21 protein-coding genes are annotated in these 23459 nt (G+C 53.0%); 7 read left to right on the forward strand and 14 right to left on the reverse strand.

Features of this window, described 5'->3' with window-relative positions; genetic code table 11:
* Positions 1 to 8: 8 nt before the first annotated feature.
* Positions 9 to 971 (forward strand): sirohydrochlorin chelatase, encoded by a 963-nt coding sequence (locus K4305_RS04790; protein ID WP_331561242.1) that lies wholly within the window; start codon positions 9 to 11, stop codon positions 969 to 971.
* 67 nt (positions 972 to 1038) lie between these two features.
* Here K4305_RS04790 and K4305_RS04795 read toward each other — a convergent pair whose 3' ends face one another.
* The 12 genes from K4305_RS04795 to hflX all read right to left on the reverse strand — a co-directional run bounded on the left by K4305_RS04795 (position 1039) and on the right by hflX (position 15006).
* On the reverse strand, positions 1039 to 2886 hold the full coding sequence (locus K4305_RS04795; protein ID WP_331561243.1) for a TonB-dependent receptor plug domain-containing protein: 1848 nt from the start codon (positions 2884 to 2886) through the stop codon (positions 1039 to 1041).
* Between the two features lie 123 nt (positions 2887 to 3009).
* Positions 3010 to 4998: a DUF4857 domain-containing protein gene (locus tag K4305_RS04800; protein WP_331561245.1), complete on the reverse strand. Its 1989-nt coding sequence runs from the start codon at positions 4996 to 4998 to the stop codon at positions 3010 to 3012.
* 44 nt (positions 4999 to 5042) lie between these two features.
* Entirely contained in the window at positions 5043 to 5930 is an 888-nt protein-coding gene (locus tag K4305_RS04805; protein ID WP_331561246.1) for an ABC transporter ATP-binding protein, read from the reverse strand.
* A gap of 81 nt (positions 5931 to 6011) precedes the next feature.
* A complete protein-coding gene (locus K4305_RS04810; protein ID WP_331561248.1) occupies positions 6012 to 8522 on the reverse strand; it encodes a hypothetical protein in 2511 nt (836 codons plus the stop codon).
* 127 nt (positions 8523 to 8649) lie between these two features.
* Positions 8650 to 9081: a cytochrome c gene (locus K4305_RS04815; RefSeq protein ID WP_331561250.1), complete on the reverse strand. Its 432-nt coding sequence runs from the start codon at positions 9079 to 9081 to the stop codon at positions 8650 to 8652.
* Positions 9082 to 9096: 15 nt separating this feature from the next.
* Positions 9097 to 11004 carry a TonB-dependent receptor plug domain-containing protein gene (locus K4305_RS04820; RefSeq protein ID WP_331561252.1) on the reverse strand — a complete coding sequence of 636 codons (1908 nt, stop codon included), beginning with the start codon at positions 11002 to 11004 and terminating at the stop codon, positions 9097 to 9099.
* A 133-nt stretch (positions 11005 to 11137) separates the two neighbouring features.
* Positions 11138 to 11356: a YezD family protein gene (locus tag K4305_RS12280; RefSeq protein WP_442880425.1), complete on the reverse strand. Its 219-nt coding sequence runs from the start codon at positions 11354 to 11356 to the stop codon at positions 11138 to 11140.
* A 230-nt stretch (positions 11357 to 11586) separates the two neighbouring features.
* Complete coding sequence (locus K4305_RS04825; RefSeq protein ID WP_331561292.1) at positions 11587 to 11823, reverse strand: DUF4332 domain-containing protein; 237 nt, start codon at positions 11821 to 11823, stop codon at positions 11587 to 11589.
* A gap of 22 nt (positions 11824 to 11845) precedes the next feature.
* The gene (locus tag K4305_RS04830) at positions 11846 to 12679 is read right to left on the reverse strand and encodes a DUF4412 domain-containing protein (RefSeq protein WP_331561253.1); all 834 of its coding nucleotides are present in this window, start codon (positions 12677 to 12679) and stop codon (positions 11846 to 11848) included.
* Positions 12680 to 12708: 29 nt separating this feature from the next.
* Complete coding sequence (locus K4305_RS04835) at positions 12709 to 13284, reverse strand: hypothetical protein (RefSeq protein ID WP_331561254.1); 576 nt, start codon at positions 13282 to 13284, stop codon at positions 12709 to 12711.
* A 17-nt stretch (positions 13285 to 13301) separates the two neighbouring features.
* Positions 13302 to 13721 (reverse strand): rRNA maturation RNase YbeY, encoded by a 420-nt coding sequence (ybeY, locus tag K4305_RS04840; RefSeq protein WP_331561255.1) that lies wholly within the window; start codon positions 13719 to 13721, stop codon positions 13302 to 13304.
* The gene (gene hflX / locus K4305_RS04845; RefSeq protein ID WP_331561256.1) at positions 13702 to 15006 is read right to left on the reverse strand and encodes a GTPase HflX; all 1305 of its coding nucleotides are present in this window, start codon (positions 15004 to 15006) and stop codon (positions 13702 to 13704) included. Before hflX ends, ybeY begins: the two co-directional genes overlap by 20 nt.
* Before the next feature lie 251 nt (positions 15007 to 15257).
* On the opposite strand from hflX, the gene K4305_RS04850 reads away from it, so the two are divergent.
* The 4 genes from K4305_RS04850 to K4305_RS04865 all read left to right on the forward strand — a co-directional run bounded on the left by K4305_RS04850 (position 15258) and on the right by K4305_RS04865 (position 19994).
* Positions 15258 to 16187, forward strand: a complete 930-nt coding sequence (locus K4305_RS04850; protein ID WP_331561258.1) for a phytoene/squalene synthase family protein — start codon at positions 15258 to 15260, stop codon at positions 16185 to 16187.
* A 55-nt stretch (positions 16188 to 16242) separates the two neighbouring features.
* Positions 16243 to 17763, forward strand: a complete 1521-nt coding sequence (lysS, locus tag K4305_RS04855; RefSeq protein WP_331561259.1) for a lysine--tRNA ligase — start codon at positions 16243 to 16245, stop codon at positions 17761 to 17763.
* Between the two features lie 174 nt (positions 17764 to 17937).
* A complete protein-coding gene (locus tag K4305_RS04860) occupies positions 17938 to 19083 on the forward strand; it encodes a baeRF3 domain-containing protein (RefSeq protein ID WP_331561260.1) in 1146 nt (381 codons plus the stop codon).
* A gap of 221 nt (positions 19084 to 19304) precedes the next feature.
* Positions 19305 to 19994 (forward strand): AlbA family DNA-binding domain-containing protein, encoded by a 690-nt coding sequence (locus K4305_RS04865; RefSeq protein ID WP_331561261.1) that lies wholly within the window; start codon positions 19305 to 19307, stop codon positions 19992 to 19994.
* Here the strand turns inward: K4305_RS04865 and K4305_RS04870 are convergent.
* Entirely contained in the window at positions 19979 to 20989 is a 1011-nt protein-coding gene (locus K4305_RS04870) for an NAD-dependent epimerase (protein WP_331561262.1), read from the reverse strand. The genes K4305_RS04865 and K4305_RS04870 overlap by 16 nt on opposite strands.
* Before the next feature lie 124 nt (positions 20990 to 21113).
* Positions 21114 to 21668, reverse strand: a complete 555-nt coding sequence (locus K4305_RS04875; RefSeq protein WP_331561263.1) for a UpxY family transcription antiterminator — start codon at positions 21666 to 21668, stop codon at positions 21114 to 21116.
* A 238-nt stretch (positions 21669 to 21906) separates the two neighbouring features.
* Between K4305_RS04875 and K4305_RS04880 the strand changes: the two genes are divergently transcribed.
* Both K4305_RS04880 and tgt read left to right on the forward strand, forming a co-directional pair.
* Complete coding sequence (locus K4305_RS04880) at positions 21907 to 22242, forward strand: tetratricopeptide repeat protein (protein WP_331561264.1); 336 nt, start codon at positions 21907 to 21909, stop codon at positions 22240 to 22242.
* 74 nt (positions 22243 to 22316) lie between these two features.
* Entirely contained in the window at positions 22317 to 23456 is a 1140-nt protein-coding gene (gene tgt / locus K4305_RS04885; protein WP_442880426.1) for a tRNA guanosine(34) transglycosylase Tgt, read from the forward strand.
* Positions 23457 to 23459: the final 3 nt, after the last annotated feature.

The raw sequence follows: 23459 nt of genomic DNA on the forward strand, positions 1-23459 counted from the left end.
ACTCTACCATGAACACCATGCGCAACTATTTCGGCATCTCCCTATCCATGGGTCTTCTGGCGCTGATTTGTCTGACAGCCTGCGACTCCGGTGAACATCAATCCCCGAATGGTAAAGCGGACGGTGACGAATCCAGGAAAACAGCCCTGCTGCTCATCAACCACGGATCGCGCTCCGGAGAGTGGAAACGGCAATTGCTCGAACTGGAGCGGCGGGTATCCTCCCGAATCACAGCTATCGAAAGCATCGACACGCTTGCCACAGCTTTCATGGAACACGCCGAACCCTCGATAGCATCGTCGCTCAGAAATCTTGACCGCAATGGGTACACCGACGTCATCGTCATCCCGGTTTTTCTTTCGGCAGGAACCCATGTCTTTGACGACATCCCTACCATTATCGGCAGGAAAGAAAATCCTGCAACGATCGAAGAGATGAAACTCGAGGGCATCGAACGGTATGTCCCTGCGGCGCGAACCCATCTTGCACAACCGCTCGACTTTTCCGATCTGATTGGAAACAACGTCCTTCGAAGAGCGCAATCGCTTTCACGCAATCCGGCTGAAGAGGGGCTTGTGCTTGTCGGGTACGGATCGAGCGAATTCGGTAATATCTGGGAGGAGCTGTTTGCGAAAACCGGACGGGAAGCCGTCCGGAAAGGAAAATTCGGCGGATACGCCACAGCCTGGTGCGGCCATGTCGCGCACTACAGCCCGGACAGCACGGCATCGGCAATCAGGCGGATCCTGAAAAACCATGAAAGAGCAATCGTGATTCCTCTGCTGGTCTCATTCAGCGAACAATTCCAGATAGAGATCATCGGAGGAGGGGTGGCATCGGTTGACGACAACCAGGAAAAGGTGCGTTACAGACCCGACGCGATCCTGCCGGACGAGGAACTTGAACGGTGGATTGTGAAAACTGCGGAAATGCATGCGACAGCAATACGAAGCGCAAAACCCCGGCAATAACCTCATAAAAAAGCCCTGACGAACCGAAAGGAACGCCAGGGCTTCGGGGATAAGGGAAAAGCACCTGTCAGATCTTCACCCTCAACCCCGCAAGAAATTCCGTTCCGTCAAGATCGTACTCTGAGGTAATCCTCTCCTCGCCAAAAACATTGTCGATCCTGATGAACGCCTCTGTCTGGTCGCTGAATTTTTTGGTCAACGTTGCATTGCAAACCCAGAAACCCTCAAGCATTGTCTCATCTGCGTCATAATGCTCGCCTATATACGAAGCTTCGAGACCAAGCGACAGGTCAGCGGGACAGAACGCGAAATCCAGACCGGAAACGAATTTGCTCTCCGGACTGAAGGCCAGATCCTTTCCTGTTAATTTATCTTCGGTATCAAGCCAGGTATAACCGACTCTTGCAGAGACGCATTCGCTGAAACGGGCATCGAGATTCAGTTCCACGCCCTGTGTCATCGCTTCATCGATGTTGACATAGTACATATGCAATTGAGGACGCGAACCGGGGACCGGAACAGATTCAACGTACGAATGTATCATATCCTCAACATCATTCCTGAACCAGGTCACCTTGCCGATGATGTCCCTGGCAAAAGCATATTCCACGCCAGCCTGATAGCCGATCGATTTTTCCGGCTTCAGATCAGGATTGGGATGCACCGTAATAGATCCCATCATCCATTCATCATAAAGGCTTAAGAGCGAAGGCGCCTTGAATGCCCGACCGATGGAAGCCCGGATTTTCAACTCGTCTGTTGCCTTGAGCATGATGCTTGCTTTCGGATTGATTTCATCTCCCCATTTCTCATGTGAATCGATACGCCCTCCAAGTACCAGCACGACGGGAGACCAATCGATTTCGTCCTGAAGATAAATGCTGTGCAAAGTCTGATCCATCTTGAGGTTATTTCCCGGAGAAGCAAAAAAATCCCTTCTTTCGTTCCAGAACTCATACCCGGCGGTCACGAGATGACTATCGAACACCAAACGCGAATAGAGCAATTCGACTTCATAGTTGTCGAGCACTGTCTTTTCTGAGCTGCCGTCATCCCATTTGCCGAATTCATAAAAAGATCCCCGCAGCTTCAGCGAAGACAACTCGTCCGGCACCCAGTTCATCAAGGCATTGAGACCATAGCGTTCCTGATTCACCATCTGATCTTCCATATCCTGAAACGAATAATATGGTTTGAGACTGAACCCGACATTATCCGAAACATTCAGCGAAACCGTACCCTGCAGTATATGCTCGTTATAACTGTCAATATCCTCGTTAATGCCATCTGACTCCCGATAGGTATAGTTGAACCGTGTCTTCAGATTCTCCGATCCGGCTCCGCCGGAAACGGAGCCCACAACCGTTCCGCGCGATCCCATGGCGAGCGATCCTGAAAACTCCGGCTTATCAGCCCCTTTGCGAGTGATGATGTTGACCACCCCGCCAACAGCATCGCTGCCGTAGAGCGCCGATCCAGGCCCTTTGAGAATTTCTATCCGTTCGATCATCTCAACGGAAATCTGTTGCAGATCGACAGCATTCTGATGACCGCCCAATAACCTCTGTCCATCAACCAGCACAAGGGTATATTTAGCGTCGAACCCAAATATCCTGACATTTCCTTTATTTCCCCATGATCCGGCTTTTGCTTTTAAACTGAGCCCTGACGTAAGATCAAGCGCATCCTGTGCAGTCTGGACATTCCGCTTCAGCAGTTCCTCGCGCGTGATGACCTCGGCATCGACCGGCACGTCGCCGAGCGTATGCGGTGTTTTCGTCGCGCTGACCACGATCTTGTCGAGTATCGCTGTCTGCGTGCCCGTCTCCGCCTGCGCCTCTCCGGCAAAACCGGCAAGAGCGAGCACCATGAGCGCACGGCAGGTTTTTTTGCATAACTTCTGTTTATGTGACATAGCTGTGTGTGGCTTTCCTCGAAACAGGCACCGGATGTCCGGTAACAGGCCTCGACTGGTATAATTGAGTGCGCTCTGCAGGTGCAGTGGCGTATAATCCCGTATCGGTCATCTCCCGACGTCTCAATTCCGACGCGTAAACGACAGGAACGCATCCGTTTCCGACAGCAGAAGCACAAGCAGGGCCGTCAGACCGAAAACGGCGACAAGCGCATAGTCCGAAACCCTCCTGCGCCTCAACCCCAGCCTTGAGATCAGAGCGGACAACACAAGCGCAAAGACGCTGCCCGAGAGCGCCGCCGGCACCGGTTCCGCAAAGCGTACCTGCAGATACCTGAACGAAGAGCCGGGAAGCTCCTGCACGATCTGAACCGGAAAAAGAAATGCCGCGAAGGTCTTCAGTACCCTCACCGATTCGAGGTATGCGGCGTCGGTTGGCTGCATGAAGCGATGCAGGATCCTTAAATCGGGAGTCATGGCAATGCCCGACCTGCCGGCGTTGTATCTTTCGGCCGGCTCCATGGAAACCGACGTAAAGAGAATGTCGGACCACAGCGCCAGGGCGACGTCATCGGCACTGAAACGCCCGACCGGCATATTTTTCAGGACCCCTTCTTTCTGCATGACGGCATAGAGTGAGCTGTCGGTAACGACGAAACCGTAGTACTCCTCCCGATGATGCTCTTTGACATGGATATGGCGGACCGCGCCATCGATGGCTCCATCCAGCCTTCTGCACGAAGGCTTGCCGTCCACCATCCGCATCTGAAAAAGCGAGCCCCTGGCATCGGCAAGAAAATAACCGGCATCGTATCGCTTTCTCACATCGGGATTGCCGCCGACGGCCTGTACCGGATAGATAAATCCGGCCTTACCCAGAGCTTCGGTAAAGGCGCGACTTTTCCGGCGGTCGTTATTTCCGTCATGGGGCGTAATAAACCCGATTCCGTAGCCGCCATCCGAAATCCTGAAAAAATCTCCGGGCTTCTGCAGCCTTGCCCCTTCGGGATTCGATTCCAGCAGCATATGCAGCATCGGGGACGGACAATTCCAGTTGAACGAAGAGAGTCTGACGAACTGCCATGCCCGTTCGGCTTCAAGCGCAGAGATGGCAACTCCGCCGATGCTCTCCGGAAACATCTCCCATTTGACGAGGTCCCTGACATAAAGAAACGGGAGCGCCGCCCGATACTGTTCTCTGGAAAGGGTGGTGCCGTTTTCAAGCCGGTAGCGAGGTTCGCCGTCCGGAGCCGATCCCTGGCTTGCGGGAAAATCGCCGAGCACGAACTGGCGGTATACAGGGCTGAAGTGCATCGAACTGTGCGGATCGGCAGGCATCGCGATTTTCCAGTAGAGCGCAAGCAGCACGGAACCAAGTCCGCAGATTGCCAGAATGATAGTGATCATACGTGAAAAAACAAACGCGCTGCCCAGTGCGGCATGGCGCATATAGTGCAGAATGGCGTAACAGGCAACGAAGACGAACAGAAACGCTGCAACGCCGTATATCCAGATCGAATGTTCGTAGAGGCCATAAGCACCCCTTGCTCCGAGCATGTTCCAGATCGGATAGAGCGCCGCCCCTATCAGCAGCCTGACGCCGGGGCTTCCGCTGCTGAAAAATGCCACGCTCGAATAATACGCCGCGATACTGAGCAGAATCCAGGGCAGAACGGTCAGAAAGGCCGGATGTATAATCTCCCGGGGAAAATGAAACCACTGCATAGTCCCCAGAAAAAGGGCCGTCGCAGCGATATTGACCAGCAGCAGCAGGATGGTGCCTGTGGCAAGCATGACGGCGATGCCCGAAACCGGCTCGATCGGCGTATGGTAGAGCAGACGGAGGCGTTTTCCCTGCGACTCAGGCCATGCCTGCAGAAATCCGATGAGGACAGCGCAGACGACCACGAGGAAATAGCTGCCGAAAAACTGCGGCTGCCTGAATACGATTGTCTCCCACAGGCCGAAGGAACCATAGGCGCGCTGCAGGGAGTGCAGCGCGAGCAGGGAGTCGGCAGCGGCATAAAGCAGCAGCAGGGGCAGGAGCCATATTCCGCTCCTGAGCTTGATCCACTCTTTTGAAATCAGGGACCGTAACTGCTGTTTCGTCATATTCTGTTTTTCGTTATTGCATGTTTCAACCGTCGGAGCCCGGCTCAGTACTTGCCGGTCAACCCCACAAAAGCATCTTCGAAGCTCATGGGAACCGAAACGAGACCGCTGGCCGGCACCTGATGCCGTTCCAGATACGCGGCAATTTCCTGTTCACTGAAAAAACCATGGACAAAGGTGGTTTTCGCCGTATGCTCGATGCTGCGAACGGTGTCGTCGCTCTTCATCGACAATGAAGCCGGCGTACGCCGGAAACTGCAGCAACGAAAAGAGTCCATGAACTCGCGCTTTCCCATGCAGGCGCAGACCCGCCCCTCCTTGAGCACCACCATGCGATCGATGACGCGATCGAGCTCCTGCACCACGTGAGAAGTCAAAAGCACCGTCGTACCGTGCAGGGTAACGTATTCGCGCAGAAAATCGACAAAAAGCCTGCGATATCCGACATCGAGCCCCATGCTGTAATCGTCGAGAATCATAAGTTCCGGCATCTGCGCCATAATCAGCCCGAGCACCACCTGCGAACGCTGGCCGTTCGACATGGCCGATAACCGCCTGGTGTCGGGCATCTGCATCCGTCCGATCAGATCGTAGAAAACCTCGCGATTCCACCTGGGATAAAAGGGCGCGTAGTAGCGCTCGAGTTCGGCAACACGCATGAAATCGTACTGTACGAAACCCTCCTGCAAAAGCCCGATACGCGAGCGGACTTCCGGAGAGAGCGCATGGCTCTCCTCGCCGAGCACCCTGCACGTTCCTCCTGACGGACGAAGAAAGCCCATGAGGATATTGATCGCCGTGCTCTTGCCTGCGCCGTTTTTTCCGAGCAGGCCGAATATGCCGCCGGATTCCACGCTGAACGTCAGACCGTGGAGCACCTGCTTTCTGCCGTAGGCATGCCTGAGACCTTTACACGCTATAAGCGAATCCATACTTGCAATCAACCGCATTGAAATCAACAAATACAGCGCTGCCGGCAAACGACACTCCTGACCGGCAGCACGAACAAACCCTTAAAACTCGCATCGGAAACCGAGATAATACCCCCGGCCGCGAACCGTCCCTCCTTCCGCAACGCTTGTTCCGATGCTCGCGTTGAACAGGTTGTAGACGTCGCCCGTCAGCGTGGCAGTTAGCCCTTCGGATTTGTAAAGATCCATCTCGACCGAAAGATCCGACATGAAGCCGCCCGCAATATCGCCTATGACATACGCGTCGTAATACCTCGACCCCGTCTCGTTCAGCCAGTATGAGCTTGGAGACGTATTGCTTCCGGATGTCGTCCCGTACGGCGTGGCGCTGCTTATCTGTTTGTCTGCTTTAAGCCCTTTGCTCCAGTCACGCCAACGGTTGACGGAGTAGAGCCGAAGCTGGTCGTTGAAGAAACTTCCCTGCCAGGTAAAGGTGATCGCCAGGGGCGCATTGTAGTTATCGGCCGGCATGGCCGCACGCAGCATCGGCTCTCCGTTATAGAAGACCATGAAATACTCCCGCTCCACGCCGTTATTTTCCGAAAACGCATTATCGTAATAGTTTCCGTTGAACGTTTTAATCCTCGATTTTGCGGCTCCCAGCGTCAGCGAATGCCGGCCCCACTCCCCGGCATCGAAAGCGCAGGAAAGGTCGGCGGAAAGTCCTTCATAGGAACCTTTTCCCTCGTTGGTCATCCAGCTCCTGTAATCGTAGGATCCATCCGGAAAATCGATACGCTCAACCCTGTTCAGGAGCTGCTTGCGATGATCGCGCCTTACAGCCTTGAACCCGTACCCGAGGTTCCCGATATTACCGGCAATACCGCCCATCACCTCGTCGGAATAGGGTGTATCGAGTCCGTCAGTTTCAAAGCTGTAATCGGCGCTGACCTTGTCGGTAATGGTCTGCGTCGTCACTCCTGTAGACTTGACTGTTTTCCACTGATTGTTCAGATAGGGCCGGTACCGGTCGAAGGCGTAAGCTCTGAGTGCTGTACCGTAATAGCGGTTGTAGCCCGAGACAAGACGAAACATACTGTTGCCGAACGTATCGAACTCCGCTTTCAGGCGGTGTGCGATATCGGCATTACCGGTAAAGTCGTCGTAATCGATCCGGAAACCCGGAGTAAAAGAGAGTCTTCCAAGTCCAAGGTCTGCCGAAGCATAGTAACCCAGCGTCGCAAGCGATTTCGACTGATCGTGCTCAAGGTATCTGGTCAGGGTATGCAGGATTTGGGGAGCACTCTCCACATACACGTCGGCCACCGCCTCCTCGTTCCACATATCGAGCGCTTCAGCAGTGAATTCAAGGCCGGTAGAAAAACCCTTCAGCAGGGGCAGCTCCAGAGGAACAGACTGGAATTCGACCCTGAATGCCGCCGTTCTGTTTTCATTGGTGGCATCGCCTACCCCCCCGTGCTGCTCCCCTTCCTTTGTAACGGAATTTGAATAGGAGTAGCGGTAACTGGTCTCGTTGTCCCTGCTGTAACCGCTCTCCTGCCATGCCGCCTTTGCCTCGATGACGCCAAGATCGGTCGTCCAGTCAGCACCAAGGGCAAGCCTGAAGGCATCGTTATTGATCTTCCAGTCGCTGTCCGCCCATGCGGCCCTCCAGCGTCTTTCTTCATAAGGGGCATATGTTGCGTCTACCGTCAGCCTCAACCTGTCGGAAGGCTTCGCAACCAGCTTGAGAAAATAGTTTTCGCCGGTTCTGTGCTGATCGTCCTCATCGTAGCTGTAGGTCGTCATGCCAATCCGATCCCTCCTGACGAGCGGCATGACGGAATGCTGCCTCGATGCCGCAACCATCAGAGCTACCTTTTCGGAAAGAGGACCGTCGGCTATCGCTGTCAACCTGTATTTCGAAAAATCAGGCTGGTTGTCCGGCTCCTCCGAGTCGCCGTCTACACCCCGCATAAGAAACCACTCGTCTCTCGAATGCTTTCCGCTGAGACTGAAATGCCAGCGATCGGTACGCGGATCCCTGATGTCGGCACTGACGACGCCGCCGGTAAATCCCCCGTATTTTGCCGGAATATTGCAGGAATAAACCGAAACGGATTCGACAAGCGAAGTATCGTAAAACAGGTTCTGTTCGGCGCCATGAACACTGAGATCGTTAAAACTGGCGCCCGCATTGTTATCTTCCGCGCCAAGACCACTCGGATTGAAGGTATTGGTATTGCCGATACCGTCGACCACAAACGCATTTTCATAGGGCTTGGCCCCGCTGATGGAAATCCGGGGTGGCCTGATCTCGCCGGCCGTAAGACTGCTCTCCGCGTCGTTCGAGAACTGCACATCCGCCATTCCCTTGAGCGCTCCGGTTATCGAACCGGAATAATTCGGCATTGTCCGCAGTGAATCGCCCTTGAGTTCGCTCCTGCCGGGATCCTTTTTTTCATCGAGAACCGTTATCTGCCTGAGCGTGTATTCCGACCTGTCCTGCGGAACATCTTTCTCTTCGGCGGCCGCATTGCCGGCATATCCCGCGACAAGCAGTCCCATGATTGTCCTGCAGGCTCTTTTTTTCAGTCTTCGCTGGTTGAACATAGCTGTTGTTGACCTTGCCGAAGGCAAACTCCGGAATTCCGGTCGCCAGCTTCGATACTGTAATAATTTGCGCTCTGCAGGTACAGTCGCATCGCGTTTTCTCCCAAACACGATTTTTCCGGACTCATCAATGCTGATGGTCGCCGGGCTTCATTCCGGGATCGTACTGATCCCATACCCATTCCGACACCTTCCGCAGATCGGATTCCGGAAGACTCATAGCCGGCATCAGTCCGAAACGTTTTATCGCCTCCTTGCGGCAAACAGCTTTCGATGCATCCGGCTTTTGCATAAAGACCACCATATGATCAACCGCTTCACGCCTGCTTTTGAACGATTCACGATAGTGCCTCGCAAGTCCTTTTACCGGCGGAGCAGCTTTCGGAGGAGGCGCAAGGGAGTGACAGACCATGCAGCTGCTGCGATAGATGGATTCCCCCTTATTTCGCGCATCATCTGCCGAAACCTTGCCGGAGCCCAGGGCATCAACCGGCGCTGCCGCCGCAAAAAAGCAGCACAGAGCGCCTGAAACGACTGCTCTTACTGAAAATTTTTTCATAATCGCAAACAACAGTTACAGATTCAGACTGATTCCGCCATAATAGAAGGTACCGGTACTTCCCGGACCATAGACATTGCCATACGCATCCTCGACCTTCCTGTCGAAAAGATTATCGACGCCGGCAGATAGCTTTACCTGCGGGGTGAGGGTTTTTGATGCCTGAAGATTCAGCATGGAATATCCGGCGCTTTTTACTCCGGCGCCGTGAGAACGCGTTCCGGTCGTCACAAGCCGGACGCTCCCGTTGAAACCTGCCGGCTTATTTCTCCAGGAAAGCTTAAGCACATTGGACAGATCCGGCACATAGAGCAGATCCTCGCCGGTCGCCTTATCCTCGCTCTCAAGCCAGGTCAGCTCATCGGAGAGCTCAAACCCTCCCGGCAGTGTCAGGGATGCCGATACTTCGAGCCCCTGCGTCATCGCATCGGCGATATTCTCCATGCTGTTGACCGGAATTTTCGGATTTGTTCCTTCATACGATCCGGTAAACACCTCCGCTATCATATCCCGGATATCGTTCCTGAACGCCGTCAGGCCAAGCGATAATCCTCCGTGCTTGAGATCGGCGCCGACCTCCCAGCTCCTCGACGTTTCCGGTTCGAGATCGGGGTCAGGAATAAGTATCCGGTTGATAGTATAGGGCGAACCGGAATAGAGCTCGAAAGCGGTCGGAGCGCGGAACCCTTCGCCATAGGCCGCGCGCAGACGAAGCAGATCGCTCACTCGATATGCAAGATTGATTCTCGGACTGAAGACCGATCCGAAACCGGAGTGATCGTCGTAACGAAGCCCGAGAACCGCCTGAAACCTTTCGCCCACCGACACCTCGTCCTGCAAAAAGAGGGCAAAATTCTCAATCTCGCTCTCAAGACCGTCATCAATCCGGTCATCGGCACGGTACTCCATTCCCGCAGTCACGATATGACCGTCAATAACCTTTCCCCTCCAGCGACCCTCGAACTGAGTCGAAACCTGTTCCACATTATGCAGTTCTGACGCCGTATTGTCGCGGGGAATCAGCTTCAGACCCCAGTCGTATTCTGAACGCGACAAGCGCAGCAGCAGCTCCGAACTTTCCCCCAACTCATGCAGCAGTTCGAGACTGCCGGTAATACGGTCGGAATTGTTGTACCAGTCATTCTCCTTGTTCCTCTTCGAACGGATACCCTCGCGTTCGACCTCGGCATAGATCGCCCCAAGGCTGACCACGGTACGATCGCCCGCCTGCCAGACCAGACGACCGGCACCGGATGCGATGCGCATATCGTCGCCATCGGTTTTCCTGTCGGCAGGGTCAAAATCGAAACGACCCTTATCGGAGAAAGAACCCGCAAGAACATACCCGAGCGAACCGGTACTGCCGCTTACGCCGGCTTCAAATACCGTCTCTTCCGCTTCGCCATGGCGGCTTTCGCCGTAACGGGAACTCAACCATGCCTTCGACGGCCCGGAAGGCTTCTTCGTTATGACATTGACAACGCCGGCAATGGCATCGCTGCCATAGAGCGCCGAACCCGAACCACGCACAATTTCGATGCGCTCGATGATGCCTGCCGGAATCTCCACAAGATCAACCTTATCCTGGAATCCCGACGGCAACCTGACGCCATCGAGCAAGACCAGCGTAGAACTGCTCCCGAGCCCCCGCATGCGGACGACGCTCTGGCGTCCGCTGGTCGGCTCAAGCGTAACGCTCTGAGCCTCAGCAAGAATCTGATGCAGCGTCTCAGCGCCCATCTCCGCTATCTCGACCGCAGTGATTATCTCTATGGCCGCCGGAACCTTACTGACTGACGTCTCCGCAAGAGTCGCAGTCACAACGGTTTCATCGAGCGTGAAGCGAGACTCAGCCTCTTCCGCCTGCAGCGGCGCTGAAGAAATCAACAACAGCGCCAAAAGGGTGTAATCTCTTTTTCTCATAGTTGCGCCAAATGGAATAATAATTATTTAGATATTTTATAAATAAAAAACGAAACGACAGAAAACCCCATAAAGCAAAAGGTTTTATCTGACTTGATGAGTTAAATGGGATGTGTATCAGTAGACTCTACAATCATTTTTCCGAACTTCCGGGATCAGCCTGACCCTGCTTGAATTTCATACGGCTGTTAGCGCTTGAAGTCAAATCAAATCGGCGCTTCTCCCTTTTCTCTACCTGAACGATTCGTGCGTCATGAATGGTAACCACTACCTCTCCATAAGAAATGTCAGCAATACACCGCATAATCTCGGTTACAATGCGCGGCTCGATGTCATGGGTTTTACAACTCATTGATCTCTTGTTGTTCGATTGTTGTCAGAATAACATAGATAAAGACCGGAATAGCGGCACAAATACTTTATTTTGACTAAATATAAATTAAAATCCGGATATTCAAATTTCAATCGCGAATAAAAACGGGAGACCGTCCTTGAAAAGACTGTCTCCCGTATTACACATGATAACCGTTTGCGGCATTAAACAATACCCGGCACAGCAATCGATCGCAGGAAAGCTTGCTGTCAGTAAGTCACAACCCTGTCAAGGGATTCAGCCTGAACGATCCATTCGCTTATCTGTTCGAACGACGGAAGCTGCAGCACAAGCTTCTTTTTGGAATTAAGCGCATTGATTTTCGCTTGCAGATTCGAAAGATTACGCCGGGCAAGTTCGGGCACGGTATCGACGCCGGCAGCTTCGAGCAACCCCGAATACGACGCGCTGATACCCTTTATCCTTGCCAGATCGGCGCGGAAAATGCATGGTTATAATATGTACAAATTATTGCCCTTGTTGCGTGCCCATCCGTTCCTGCATTTTTTTCATCGCAGCTTCCATCTTTTCACGCTGCCCGGGTGAGATGTTATAGTTCATGGTTGGCAATTCGGTTTTCGTGTAACCCGCCGGAACCGCGAATAATGCCGCATCAAGCCCCTTTTTTTCGACCTTGACGAGCTCGGTGGTGATGTTTGACGGAGACTGTACCATTTTCACGGGAAAACCGTCGTATCCTGCAGCTTTCATCTTTTTGGCGAATTCCGGCATATCCTTGTCACGCGTGCTCTGCATCCTTGCAAAAGTGGCATAGTCAAGCACATCTTTGGAAACCCACATATCGGATACCTGATCTCCCTGACTTATCCTGATATGCGTGCAGGAATAGCCATTGACGGTTTCTTTGCCAAGATTTTCAATTTTCGCATCCTTGTATAAATCCGAATAACCCTCTTTTTCGGCGGCATCCTGCATCTCATCGGTATCGATAACGGTATAGGTACTGTTGCTCTCATTGAGCATATAGACAAGATTCGGCGTTTCGGAAGGAGACAGAATAACCATCTGCATGCCGGCCGGCATATTTTTAATATCGGATTTCGTTTCCATGCGCACGCCCTCTTTTGCGATGAACATTCTTGTCTCGGTGCTTCCCGCTTCGGGAATGGTGGTGCGCATGGTCAGGATGCCCTCGAATTCGCGAGAAAAAGAAAGCAGCGAGCCTCCGGATCCTCCGCTCCCGGCTGCCGGTTTTTCGCCGTCTTTGGCGCTGTTGCCGCATGATGAGAGCGACAGGAGGGTAAAGAGCGCCAGAAGATAAACTGGAATGAATTTACGCATGGCAGTAGATGATTATGTTAAAAAAACCTTCACTGCGGACGAACGAGCCGGCTGAACGAATACACAAAAGCTATGGTTCCGATACGCTCGTTCAGCCCCATCACCGGAACGAGAAACATGCTGCTTCCTTCGGATATGGAATATGACACTACCTGTTGCGACAAAGCATCCATGCCGGGATAGAGCGAGGAGAACGTACTTCCCTGAAGTTTCCTGTCCGTTGCAATCCTGACCGTACCGTCAGGATCGAGCAACATGACCGATCGGAACTGCTTGTGTCTGATGAGCTCAATAAAATACTCCTCTACCTGCCCGTAGTTCTGCTGTATCAGCTCCCGGCGTATTGCCCAGGCGAGCGGCATGGCAAACAGTCGGACATCCGAACGCTGTATATCGAGAGCCTGTTCATCAACAAGACGCTCATACCGCTGTTTCTCGTGGCCGGCATTCTCTGATGCCTCTCTGAGACGCCATTCTGCCATGTAATACATGAGAACCATGCCTCCTGCCAACAGCAGAACAAGAAGAGGAACGGCTGCCCTGAAAAAACGTGCGGCCACAGTATGTCGCGTATCCTGCTTTCCCGATACATCCTGATTTTCCATGGGTTCATGGTTTCATGTTATTCGATAACCGGCAGATGCGTGAGATAGAACGCTTCCTTCTCCCGCATCAGATTGCGAGCTTCCGTCGTCCGGTCATCAAATCCTATGAGATGAAGCGCGGAATGAATGGTTACCCGCAGCAGTTCCTGATGCACATCCGTACCAAACCTTCCGGCATTTTCTTCTATAACATCCAGAGAGATATAAAACTCCCCGTCAACATCCGGACCGTCGTTGTATCGAAATGTAATGGTATCGGTTGCATAATCATGCTGCAGAAATTCACGATTTATCCGTCGTATCATCTTTCGTCCGCAATAAACACAGACAATATTCTCTACAGCGCATCCCTCGGCCGCAAGCACCTCTTCTACAATGCGCCGAAGCAACGCATCAGGGAGCGGTTTTCTGGTCGTATTAAAAATCTGCAGCGGCATACTCGGTATGTTCTGTAGCGTTGACAAGCGCATCGACATGCTTGAGAAGATTTTTATGCACCCTGAAGGTCAGATCTACCTCTTCCTCAAGATAATGCTTTTCAATCACTTCCGCATGATCGTAGATATACCCTATCAGTTTGTAGTTCGACACATGTGTACGAATCTTCCTCTCCCGGAAATCTCTGGACAGATGGTCGCTTACGACATCTTTCAAAGCCGAAAGATTGATGCTTCTTGCTGCGGAAATGAATACCGCTTCGGGATAGCGCATGCGAAGTTCCCTGAGAACCGCGGGGTCTTCAAGCGCATCGATCTTGTTGAAGACCTCGATGATGTGCTCGTGCTCTACCCCTATCTCTTTCAACGTCTGGCGAACGACCTGCATCTGTTCCTCGAAACCGGGATGGCTGACATCGATGACGTGCAGCAGAAAATCTGCCTGCAGCACCTCTTCGAGCGTCGAACGGAAACTTTCAACCAGTTTGTGCGGTAATTTCCGGATAAATCCGACGGTATCAGAAAGAAGAACGAGCTTGTTGATTTTCAGTTCGAGACGCCGGGTTTTAGTATCAAGCGTTGCGAAGAGCCGATTTTCGGCAAACGCTTCCGCCTCGGGACAGAGCGCGTTCATCAGTGTTGACTTTCCGGCATTGGTATATCCTACAAGCGCCACGCCGGGAATGGAGCGTCGGCCTCTGGTCTGTGTATCGTGCTGAAGAGAAACGTCCTTCAGCTTTTTCTTCAGCCATGATATCCGGTTGCGCACAAGACGTCTATCGGTCTCGATCTGCGTCTCTCCGGGACCTTTGGTTCCTATACCGCCCTTCTGCTTCGAAAGGTGGGTCCACTGTCCCGACAGCCGCGGAAGCATGTATTCGAGCTGGGCAAGCTCAACCTGCATTTTCGCCCTGGCCGACTGCGCCCGAATGGCAAAAATCTGCAGAATCAGTCCGGTCCTGTCGATCACCTTGCACTCGAAAGCCCGTTCCAGATTCCTGGCCTGCACAGGCGAAAGGTCGTCGTCTACAATAACGATGTCTACGCGCTCGTCACGGATGAACCCGACAAGTTCATCGACCTTGCCCTTGCCGATATAAGAGGCGGGATCCGGAAGCCGACGCTCCTGGATAATTGAAGCAAGCACATCTGCTCCAGCGGTATCGGCAAGAAAGGCGAGTTCGGATAGATACTCCTCCACGTGGGCTCTCGGCATCTCGGGAGGAGAACATAAACCGATCAGCACCGCGCGTTCACGCGGACGGTCCAAAAAAGATGTATTCAATAGGTAAAGCTGCTGTTACGTAAAAAAATCTGTACAAAACGGCCTTTTGCGGTTTATTGTGATATTCGGCGCATTATTTTATCTTGATGCGACAAAGAGAAAAAACGTATCGATACCGTTAAAAGTTACACATTTCTGCTCTCATAAGCATACCGATTTACAGGACATGCGGCAATATGCCTGTATATCCGTGAACCGTAACGCCCGTGGGGCCCCGGGGAGGAGTGTGAACAGCAAAGCACGCATGTTACATGAATTACCGTTATAATGGACAGACAACCGTGCAGGGAACGGAAGATACGCTCACCCTTGACGATGCCTACCGGTACTGCCGCGATATATCGAAACATCACGCGAAAACATTCTATCTGGCAACGCTTTTTCTGCCCAGGCGACAGCAGAACCCTATTTTTGCGATTTACGCACTGCTGAGAACGGTTGACGACCTTGTCGACCTGGCCGAGGACAAGCTCACCAACGGACAGATTACCCCGCAGGAAATCAACGATCTCCTGGAGAACTGGAAAAACCGCCTGAAACGCTGCTATCTGGGAGAGGTCGATCGTGATCCGATCATGATGGCATGGCACGACACCCTGAAAACCTACCCCATAGCCATCGAGCTGCCGCTCGATCTTATGGACGGTGTGGCAATGGACATCGAGTTCAGCAAATTCGAGACCTTCGACGAGCTTTACGTCTACTGCTACAAGGTAGCTTCAGTCGTAGGACTCATGACTTCAGAAATATTCGGCTACAGCGACAGGCAGGCACTGCAGCACGCCATCGAACTTGGTATCGCCATGCAGCTCACCAACATCCTGCGCGACATCGGTGAGGATATCGACCGCGGCAGGATCTATCTTCCCATGGAGGATCTCAAACGGTTCAATTACAGCGAGGAGGAGTTCATGAAGAAAACCATGAACGGCAATTTCCTCGAACTGATGAAGTTCCAGATCGAACGGGCACGAAGCTATTACCGTTCTGCCGAAAAAGGCATTCCCATGCTTCAGAAAGAGAGCCGTTTCGCCGTCATGATCAGCAGCGAGAACTACTGCAACATCCTCAATGCTATCGAAGAAAACGGTTATGACGTATTCACCAGAAGGGCTTACCGTTCCTTCTACCAGAAAATCAGCACCATACCGGCAATATGGTATAAAACACGACTGACATGAACCCAACAGGGTAATCATGTATCCTAACGCATTTTTATTCATATCAAACGCTATCATGCCGAAAGAGAACCAGAACCAGGAACAACCGCAGTTATCACTTAACGACCAGATGCAGCGCCGTTACGATGAGCGCCTCCACCTTATGGAATCGGGGGTCAACCCCTACCCGTGTTCCTTCGACGTTACCGCCTGCTCTTCCGATATTATTGAATCCTTTCAGGACGAAGAACAGAAGCAGGTCTCCGTAGCCGGCCGGATCATGACCATCCGCAAGATGGGCAAGGCATCATTTTTCCATATACAGGACTCGAAAGGACGCATACAGATCTACCTGAAAAAAGACGATGTCGGCGATGCATCCTACGCCACATTCAAACTGCTCGACATCGGCGATATCGTCGGCGTAAAAGGCTATACCTTCAGAACAAAAACCGGCGAGGTCTCGGTGCACGCCGAAACATTCGAGTTGCTCAGCAAATCTCTGCGGCCCATTCCTGTAGCCAAGGAAAAAGACGTTGACGGCCGGAAAGTGGTCTATGACGCTTTCAGCGACAAAGAGCTGCGCTACCGGCAGCGTTATGTGGACCTGATCGTCAACCCGGAAGTCCGCGAAACCTTCGTCAGGCGTTCGGCGATCGTCTCCTTCATGCGTCAGTTCTTCACCTCGAAAGGCTGGCTCGAAGTCGAAACCCCGATCCTTCAGCCTATCTACGGCGGCGCTGCCGCCCGCCCGTTTACGACGCATCACAACGCGCTCGACATGCAGCTCTACCTCCGCATAGCCAACGAACTCTACCTCAAACGGCTGATCGTAGGCGGATTCGACGGGGTTTTCGAGTTTGCCAAAGATTTCCGCAATGAAGGCATCGACCGCTTTCACAATCCCGAGTTCACCCAGGTCGAGCTTTACGTGGCATACAAGGATTACAACTGGATGATGGAACAGGTCGAGGAACTGCTTTACAGAACGTCTCTGGCCGTCAACGGCTCCGACGTCGTAAGCTTCCTCGGCAGCGAAATTTCGCTCAGGCCGCCATTCCGCCGAATCACCATCGCCGATTCCATCAGCGAGTACTGTGGCGTGGATATCAGTGGCAAAACCGAGCAGGAACTTCGATTGACAGCCAAGGACCTCGGGCTCGAACTCGATCCGAAAATCGGTGCCGGCAAAATCATCGACGAAATTTTCGGTGAGTTCGTAGAACCCAGACTCATCCAGCCTACCTTCATCACCGACTACCCGACCGAAATGTCACCGCTGGCCAAAGAACACCGATCGAAACCCGGCCTTGTCGAACGGTTCGAACTGATTGCCGGCGGCAAAGAGCTCTGCAACTCTTTCTCGGAGCTGAACGACCCGGTTGTCCAGCGCGAAAGGCTCGAAGCGCAGGCGAAACTTCGACAGCGCGGCGACGACGAGGCGATGATCGTGGATGAAGACTTCCTCAGGGCACTCGAATACGGCATGCCGCCATGCGCAGGCCTCGGCATCGGCATCGACCGCATGGTGATGCTGCTCTGCGGCGAGGAGTCAATCCGCGACGTCATCTTCTTCCCGCACCTGAAACCGGAGTGACAGGCAGCCTTCACGTCACAAGCAAACCCCTGCCTCCTCTTCTGCGGATACCCGTACACCCCGGCAAATACCGGGGTGCGCGCATTTCAGGCTCTCCGACGTCAGGAACTATACAACAGCTTTGAGCCTTGATAAAAAAGAGTGTGCGTGAAACCATACAAGAAGGAGAGAATCATGATATCGACATTATCTGATTATTCCGGGCTGATTGTTGCGCCACATGAGCCGCCCTGCCTTTCGATTTACCAGAAGACCCACCGCCGTCATCCCGATAACCTGCAGGATCCCATACGATTCCGGAATCTGGTAAAAAAACTTGAAGAAATTCTGGAAAAGAACTATCCCGGAAAGGTGACCAATCATCTTCTTGAACCTTTTTTCAGACTCGCAGGCGATCATCGCTTCTGGAATCATGCGCTTGACGGCCTTGCGGTATTCGGTTCACCGGGGATGTTCAGGATTTACTGGCTGCAGGAAGAGGTGCAGGACGAGGCAATGGTTGCTGACAGTTTCTATACAAAACCGCTGCTGCGCATATTCCAGTCATATGCACGCTATCAGATTCTTGCGCTTTCGCGCGACAAGGTGCGGCTCTATACCGGCACAAAACACGCCCTCGATCGAGTCGATCTGGCAGGATCCGTCCCGCAGACCCTGGTCGAGGCTCTCGGAGAAGAGATAACCCCGCCTCACCAGACCGTAGCTTCGTACGGGGGTACCAAAGGTAACGCCATGCATCATGGACACGGATCGAAGAAAGACGAGGAGGAAATCGATACGCTTCGGTTTTTCCGGATGGTGGACAAGACCGTGCAGGAACATCATTCGCAGCGCTCGCAACTGCCCCTTATTCTCGCCGCCCTGCCGGAAAATCAGGGACGTTTCCGTCGTATCAGTCAGAATACCTTGCTTCTCGAAGAGGGCATCGTAACGAATCCCGACAGCATTCAGGAAAATGCGTTCCATGAACAGGCCTGGGCCATTATCGAACCGCAACTGCAACAACGGCTCCATGAGATGCTTGAAGAGTATTCGGAGGCCCTCCCGAAAGGCATTGGCTCCGACGATCTCGAAAAAACAGCTGCGGCGGCGGCAGCCGGCAGGGTCTCCGTGTTGTTCATCAACAACGATGTCCGGATTGCGGGGCATCTTGACAGGCAAACCGGAGTGATTACCGTCGGCATGCCTGAGCTCACCGGTGAAAGCGATCTGCTTGATGACCTCGGTGAACTTGTGCTCAGAAACGGCGGAAAAGTAGTTGTGCTGCCATCTGAAAAGATGCCTGCCGAAGCGGGTTTCGCAGCAACGTTCCGCTATTAGGCCGAAACCCCTGGGGCGCCCCCCCCCCCCGGACAGAAACGTTGCGGAACGGCAAAAAACGCCACTGCGCAGCAGGCTGAATCCCGTAAAATCCGGCATTTATGGTTATACTGTCGGTATGAATAGTCGAGGCTTGCAAGGAGTCAATACTCCACTCAACGCCAGTAGCGGAATACATGTCCATACTGACGATCTCCTTTCAACATCCAGACCCGGCCCTTATGACCCCGTTCTGGTACCGTTTCCAGCAGCTCTCGCTCCCTGAACTTGTCGCCGAGGGGGAAAACGAGCAGACCGAGTTCAAGAGACTCGTGCACTCTGCATCCAAAATCGCCAAACCCATCACAGCTTTCGCCAACAGCACGGGAGGCATCATCCTGATCGGAGTGGATGACGACAGGCGAATCGTCGGCATCCACAGCGAGAAGGAAACCCTTGAAATCGTCCATGAAGCCCTCCGTTTCCACATCGATCCGGAACCGGAAATCGACATCTACGTCGAGGAGTTCAAACGCCGGCTCGTACTCATGGTGCTCGTACCCGAAAGCCCCGACAAGCCGCACTACCATATCGAGCACACCACCGACCCCCGAACCCGGATGTCTGTAACGGAAAAACGGGTCTACACCCGCGAAGGAAGCCGTAACCGGTTTCTGTGCGACGACAGAATCGCGCTCATGCAGTCGAAAAAAAACCCCCTGAAACTTTCGTTCGGCACCGGAGAGATGCAGCTCTTCGGCTACCTTCGGGAGCACCGGCAGATAACAGCGGAGGGATACGCAGAAATGGCAGGCATATCGCTTCAGAAAGCAAGGGAAACCCTTATCGCGCTGGTGCGCTCGGGGGCGATCGTGCTCCTCAGCGAGGGAAAAAGGAGCTATTACGCGCTGGCGGCTCAGGCGATGCCGTAGTAACCACGATACCACTCGACAAACCGCCTGACCCCTTCCTCGACCGGTGTTTCCGGCTTGTAGTGCACATCCTGCATGAGCTGCTCGACATCGGCATAGGTATCGGGCACGTCTCCCGGCTGCATGGGCAGGAACTCCTTTTCAGCGGTTTTTCCGAGCTCGCGTTCAAGCGCACCGATGTAATCCATCAGGTTGACCGGCTTGCTGTTGCCGATGTTGTAGACCTTCCAGGGCGCACGACTCGAGCCGGGATCGGGATGCATCCCGGACCACTCGGGGTTGCCTGCCGCCGTGTGGTCGAGCGTGCGGATCACCCCCTCGACGATATCGTCGATATAGGTGAAATCCCGGCGATGGTTGCCGTAATTGAACACCTTGATGGGCCTGCCGCCGAGAATTGCATCGGTAAAGAGAAAAAGCGCCATATCGGGGCGACCCCAGGGACCGTAAACGGTAAAAAAGCGCAGTCCGGTTGCGGGAATATTGTAGAGATGGCTGTAGGTGTGCGCCATCAGCTCGTTGGCTTTCTTGCTTGCCGCATACAGCGAGAGAGGATGATCGACATTATCGTGCACAGAAAACGGCATGGTTTCGTTCGCGCCGTACACCGAGCTTGATGACGCATAGACCAGATGGCTAACTCCGTTATGGCGACACCCTTCGAGAATGTTCAGAAAGCCCTGAATATTGCTGTCGATATAGGAATGCGGATTGATAATGGAATAACGGACACCTGCCTGGGCGGCAAGATTGACCACCTTGTCGAATTTTCCGGCACGAAACAGCTCTTCCATTGCCTGGCGATCGGCAAGATCGGCCTTGACGAAACGGAAATTCGCATGAGGGTTCAGACGTTCGAGCCGGGCATCCTTGAGGCGCACATCGTAATAATCGTTCAGGTTATCAAGCCCTGTAACGATCTCTCCCCTTTCAAGAAGCCGTTGACAGACATGAAAACCGATAAAACCTGCCGCGCCGGTAACCAGAATGTTCATTGATTATACATGATAGCATGATTTGAAAAGCCGAAACTGCACCCGTTTCAAATTCCCGCAAAATAAGAAAATAACAGGGGAAATCCGGCAACGAACAGAGGCCGGGGGAAAGAGGATGGGCTCGCTATCCTTCAGAATGATCTCTATCGGAGTTCCTGTCACAAGCATGAAGAGGAGCGAGCAATTCAGGAAAAATACTGACCTCGATACCCTGCATGATTCCCTCAAAGTAGACCACAAGCCTTGATTCGCGGCCAGCCTTCATCACGACTCCTTCAAGTCCCTTGAAGGGGCCGGCCGTGACCCTCACTTTCTGTCCGGGAGGAAGCAGGTTTACCGCTCCCCTGACGGCATCGGGCTCCCTTACAAGTTTCCTTATCCAGTCTATATCCCGGTTGCTGATAACCGATGGCGTTTTTCCTATACCGATGAACTTTACCACGCCATCGGTATCGAGCACCTTCACATGCTCCGACTTCATATCGATCCTTACGAACACATAACCCCTGAAAAGCGGTTCGCTAACCTTTTTCTTACGGTCACTCCACTGACGCCAGGTTTCGAGCAGAGGCAGAAAACACTCGATACGCTTGTCGATAAAATCCCTGTTAACCTTTTTCTCATATCTGGATCGCACATAGACCGCATACCAGTATGCATTCCTATCGTTGTCCGTCATGAACCCTCTTGAAAATGTTGATCATGATTCATAAGGATGTATAGTACATCGAAGGAATCACTTTTCAAAATGAAGCATTATAAAGCAAAATCATACGCATTATTGAAGCTCTATTGAGTTAGTACCGAATAATGTACAGGAAATACCAAAAAAAACGCCATACCCTTCGTGACGCTTTTCTTGAATATAATCTGACTCTCACGTATCATTATATAAAAGCGACAACGACGGGAATGCCATGAAAGGATTCATCAGGAACCGTATTCACCTCATCGCAGTGCTGATCGTATTCCTGCTTTCCGGAGCAGACGGGCCGAACGACTCCGGCGCTGCAGACTGCTATTACCGGAGCGGCAAGGCAAAATACCATAATGGCAAATTCAGGGAAGCCATCGAAGATTACGACCGTGCGGCGGCTCTCTCACCAGGCACGGCAAAAATCTTCGGCAGCCGGGCTGCAGCGAAACGTAAACTTGGCGATCGCCAGGGAGCGCTCGATGATGCCAGAACGGCAGCGAGCCTCGGCGACAAGGATTCGCAACGGATCCTGCGGATGCTCGGCTACGATTGGTAGAAACGCTTTTTAATCCCGCCAAAACTCATTAGATTGGCGGTTTTCACCGCAATCCTTCGGGCGCAACATAAAAAATGCCGCTGCAATTCGACCTTACATCCACAGACCCGTATTCTGCCGCGCGATGCGGAATGCTTTATACCGCTCACGGCGCAATACCGACGCCCATTTTCATGCCGGTCGGCACAAGGGCCAGCGTAAAATCAGTACCGACGGATTATCTTAAAGGACTGGGCGTACACATCATTCTCGCCAACACCTACCATCTTTATCTGAAGCCCGGAAACGACATCATCGGAAAAGCAGGAGGGGTGCACCGATTCATGAACTGGGACGGTCCGCTGCTCACTGACAGCGGCGGCTATCAGGTCTACTCGCTATCCGACCTGCGGAAAATCACTGAAGAAGGGGTAACATTCAAGTCGCACCTCGACGGTTCGAAACTGCAGTTCACGCCTGAGAACGTGGTGGAGACACAGCGCATTATCGGCAGCGACATCATGATGCCGCTCGACGAATGCCCGCCATCGACCGCAGAACGCAACTACGTGGAGAAATCAGGAGAACTGACAATCCGTTGGGCTGAACGCGCAAGAAAACACTTTACAGTCACTTCGCCACACTACGGACACGAGCAGTACCAGTTCGGCATCACGCAGGGCGGCGTGCATGCCGATCTTCGCGCCATATCGTCGAAAGCCATCGTCGATCTCGACTTCGACGGCTACGCAGTCGGTGGCATGGCGGTCGGCGAACCGGCCGAAGCCATGTACAGGGTTCTCGAACTCTCACACACGCTTCTGCCTGAACATAAGCCTCGCTACCTGATGGGTGTAGGCACCCCGGAAAACATTCTCAACGCCATCGAACGCGGCATCGACATGTTCGATTGCGTGATCCCGTCCCGCGAAGGGCGCAACGGAAGGGTCTATACCAGAAACGGCACCATGAACCTTCGCTCGGCAAAATATTCCGATGATTTCAGGTCAATCGACGAAGGATTCGATAACGAGGTGTGCCGAAGCTACTCCCGCGCCTACATCCGTCACCTGCTCAACGTGGGGGAAATTTTCGGCCTCACCCTCTGCACCATGCAGAACATCTCTTTCTTCATGTGGCTCACGGCAACTGCCCGGACTGAAATACAGAACGGTACCTTTATCGCCTGGAAACAGGATTTTCTCCGGCAATTCAACAGCAATACCAACAGTTAGTCA

This window comes from Chlorobium sp. (genome assembly GCF_036528655.1).
Lineage (GTDB): Bacteria > Bacteroidota > Chlorobiia > Chlorobiales > Chlorobiaceae > Chlorobium.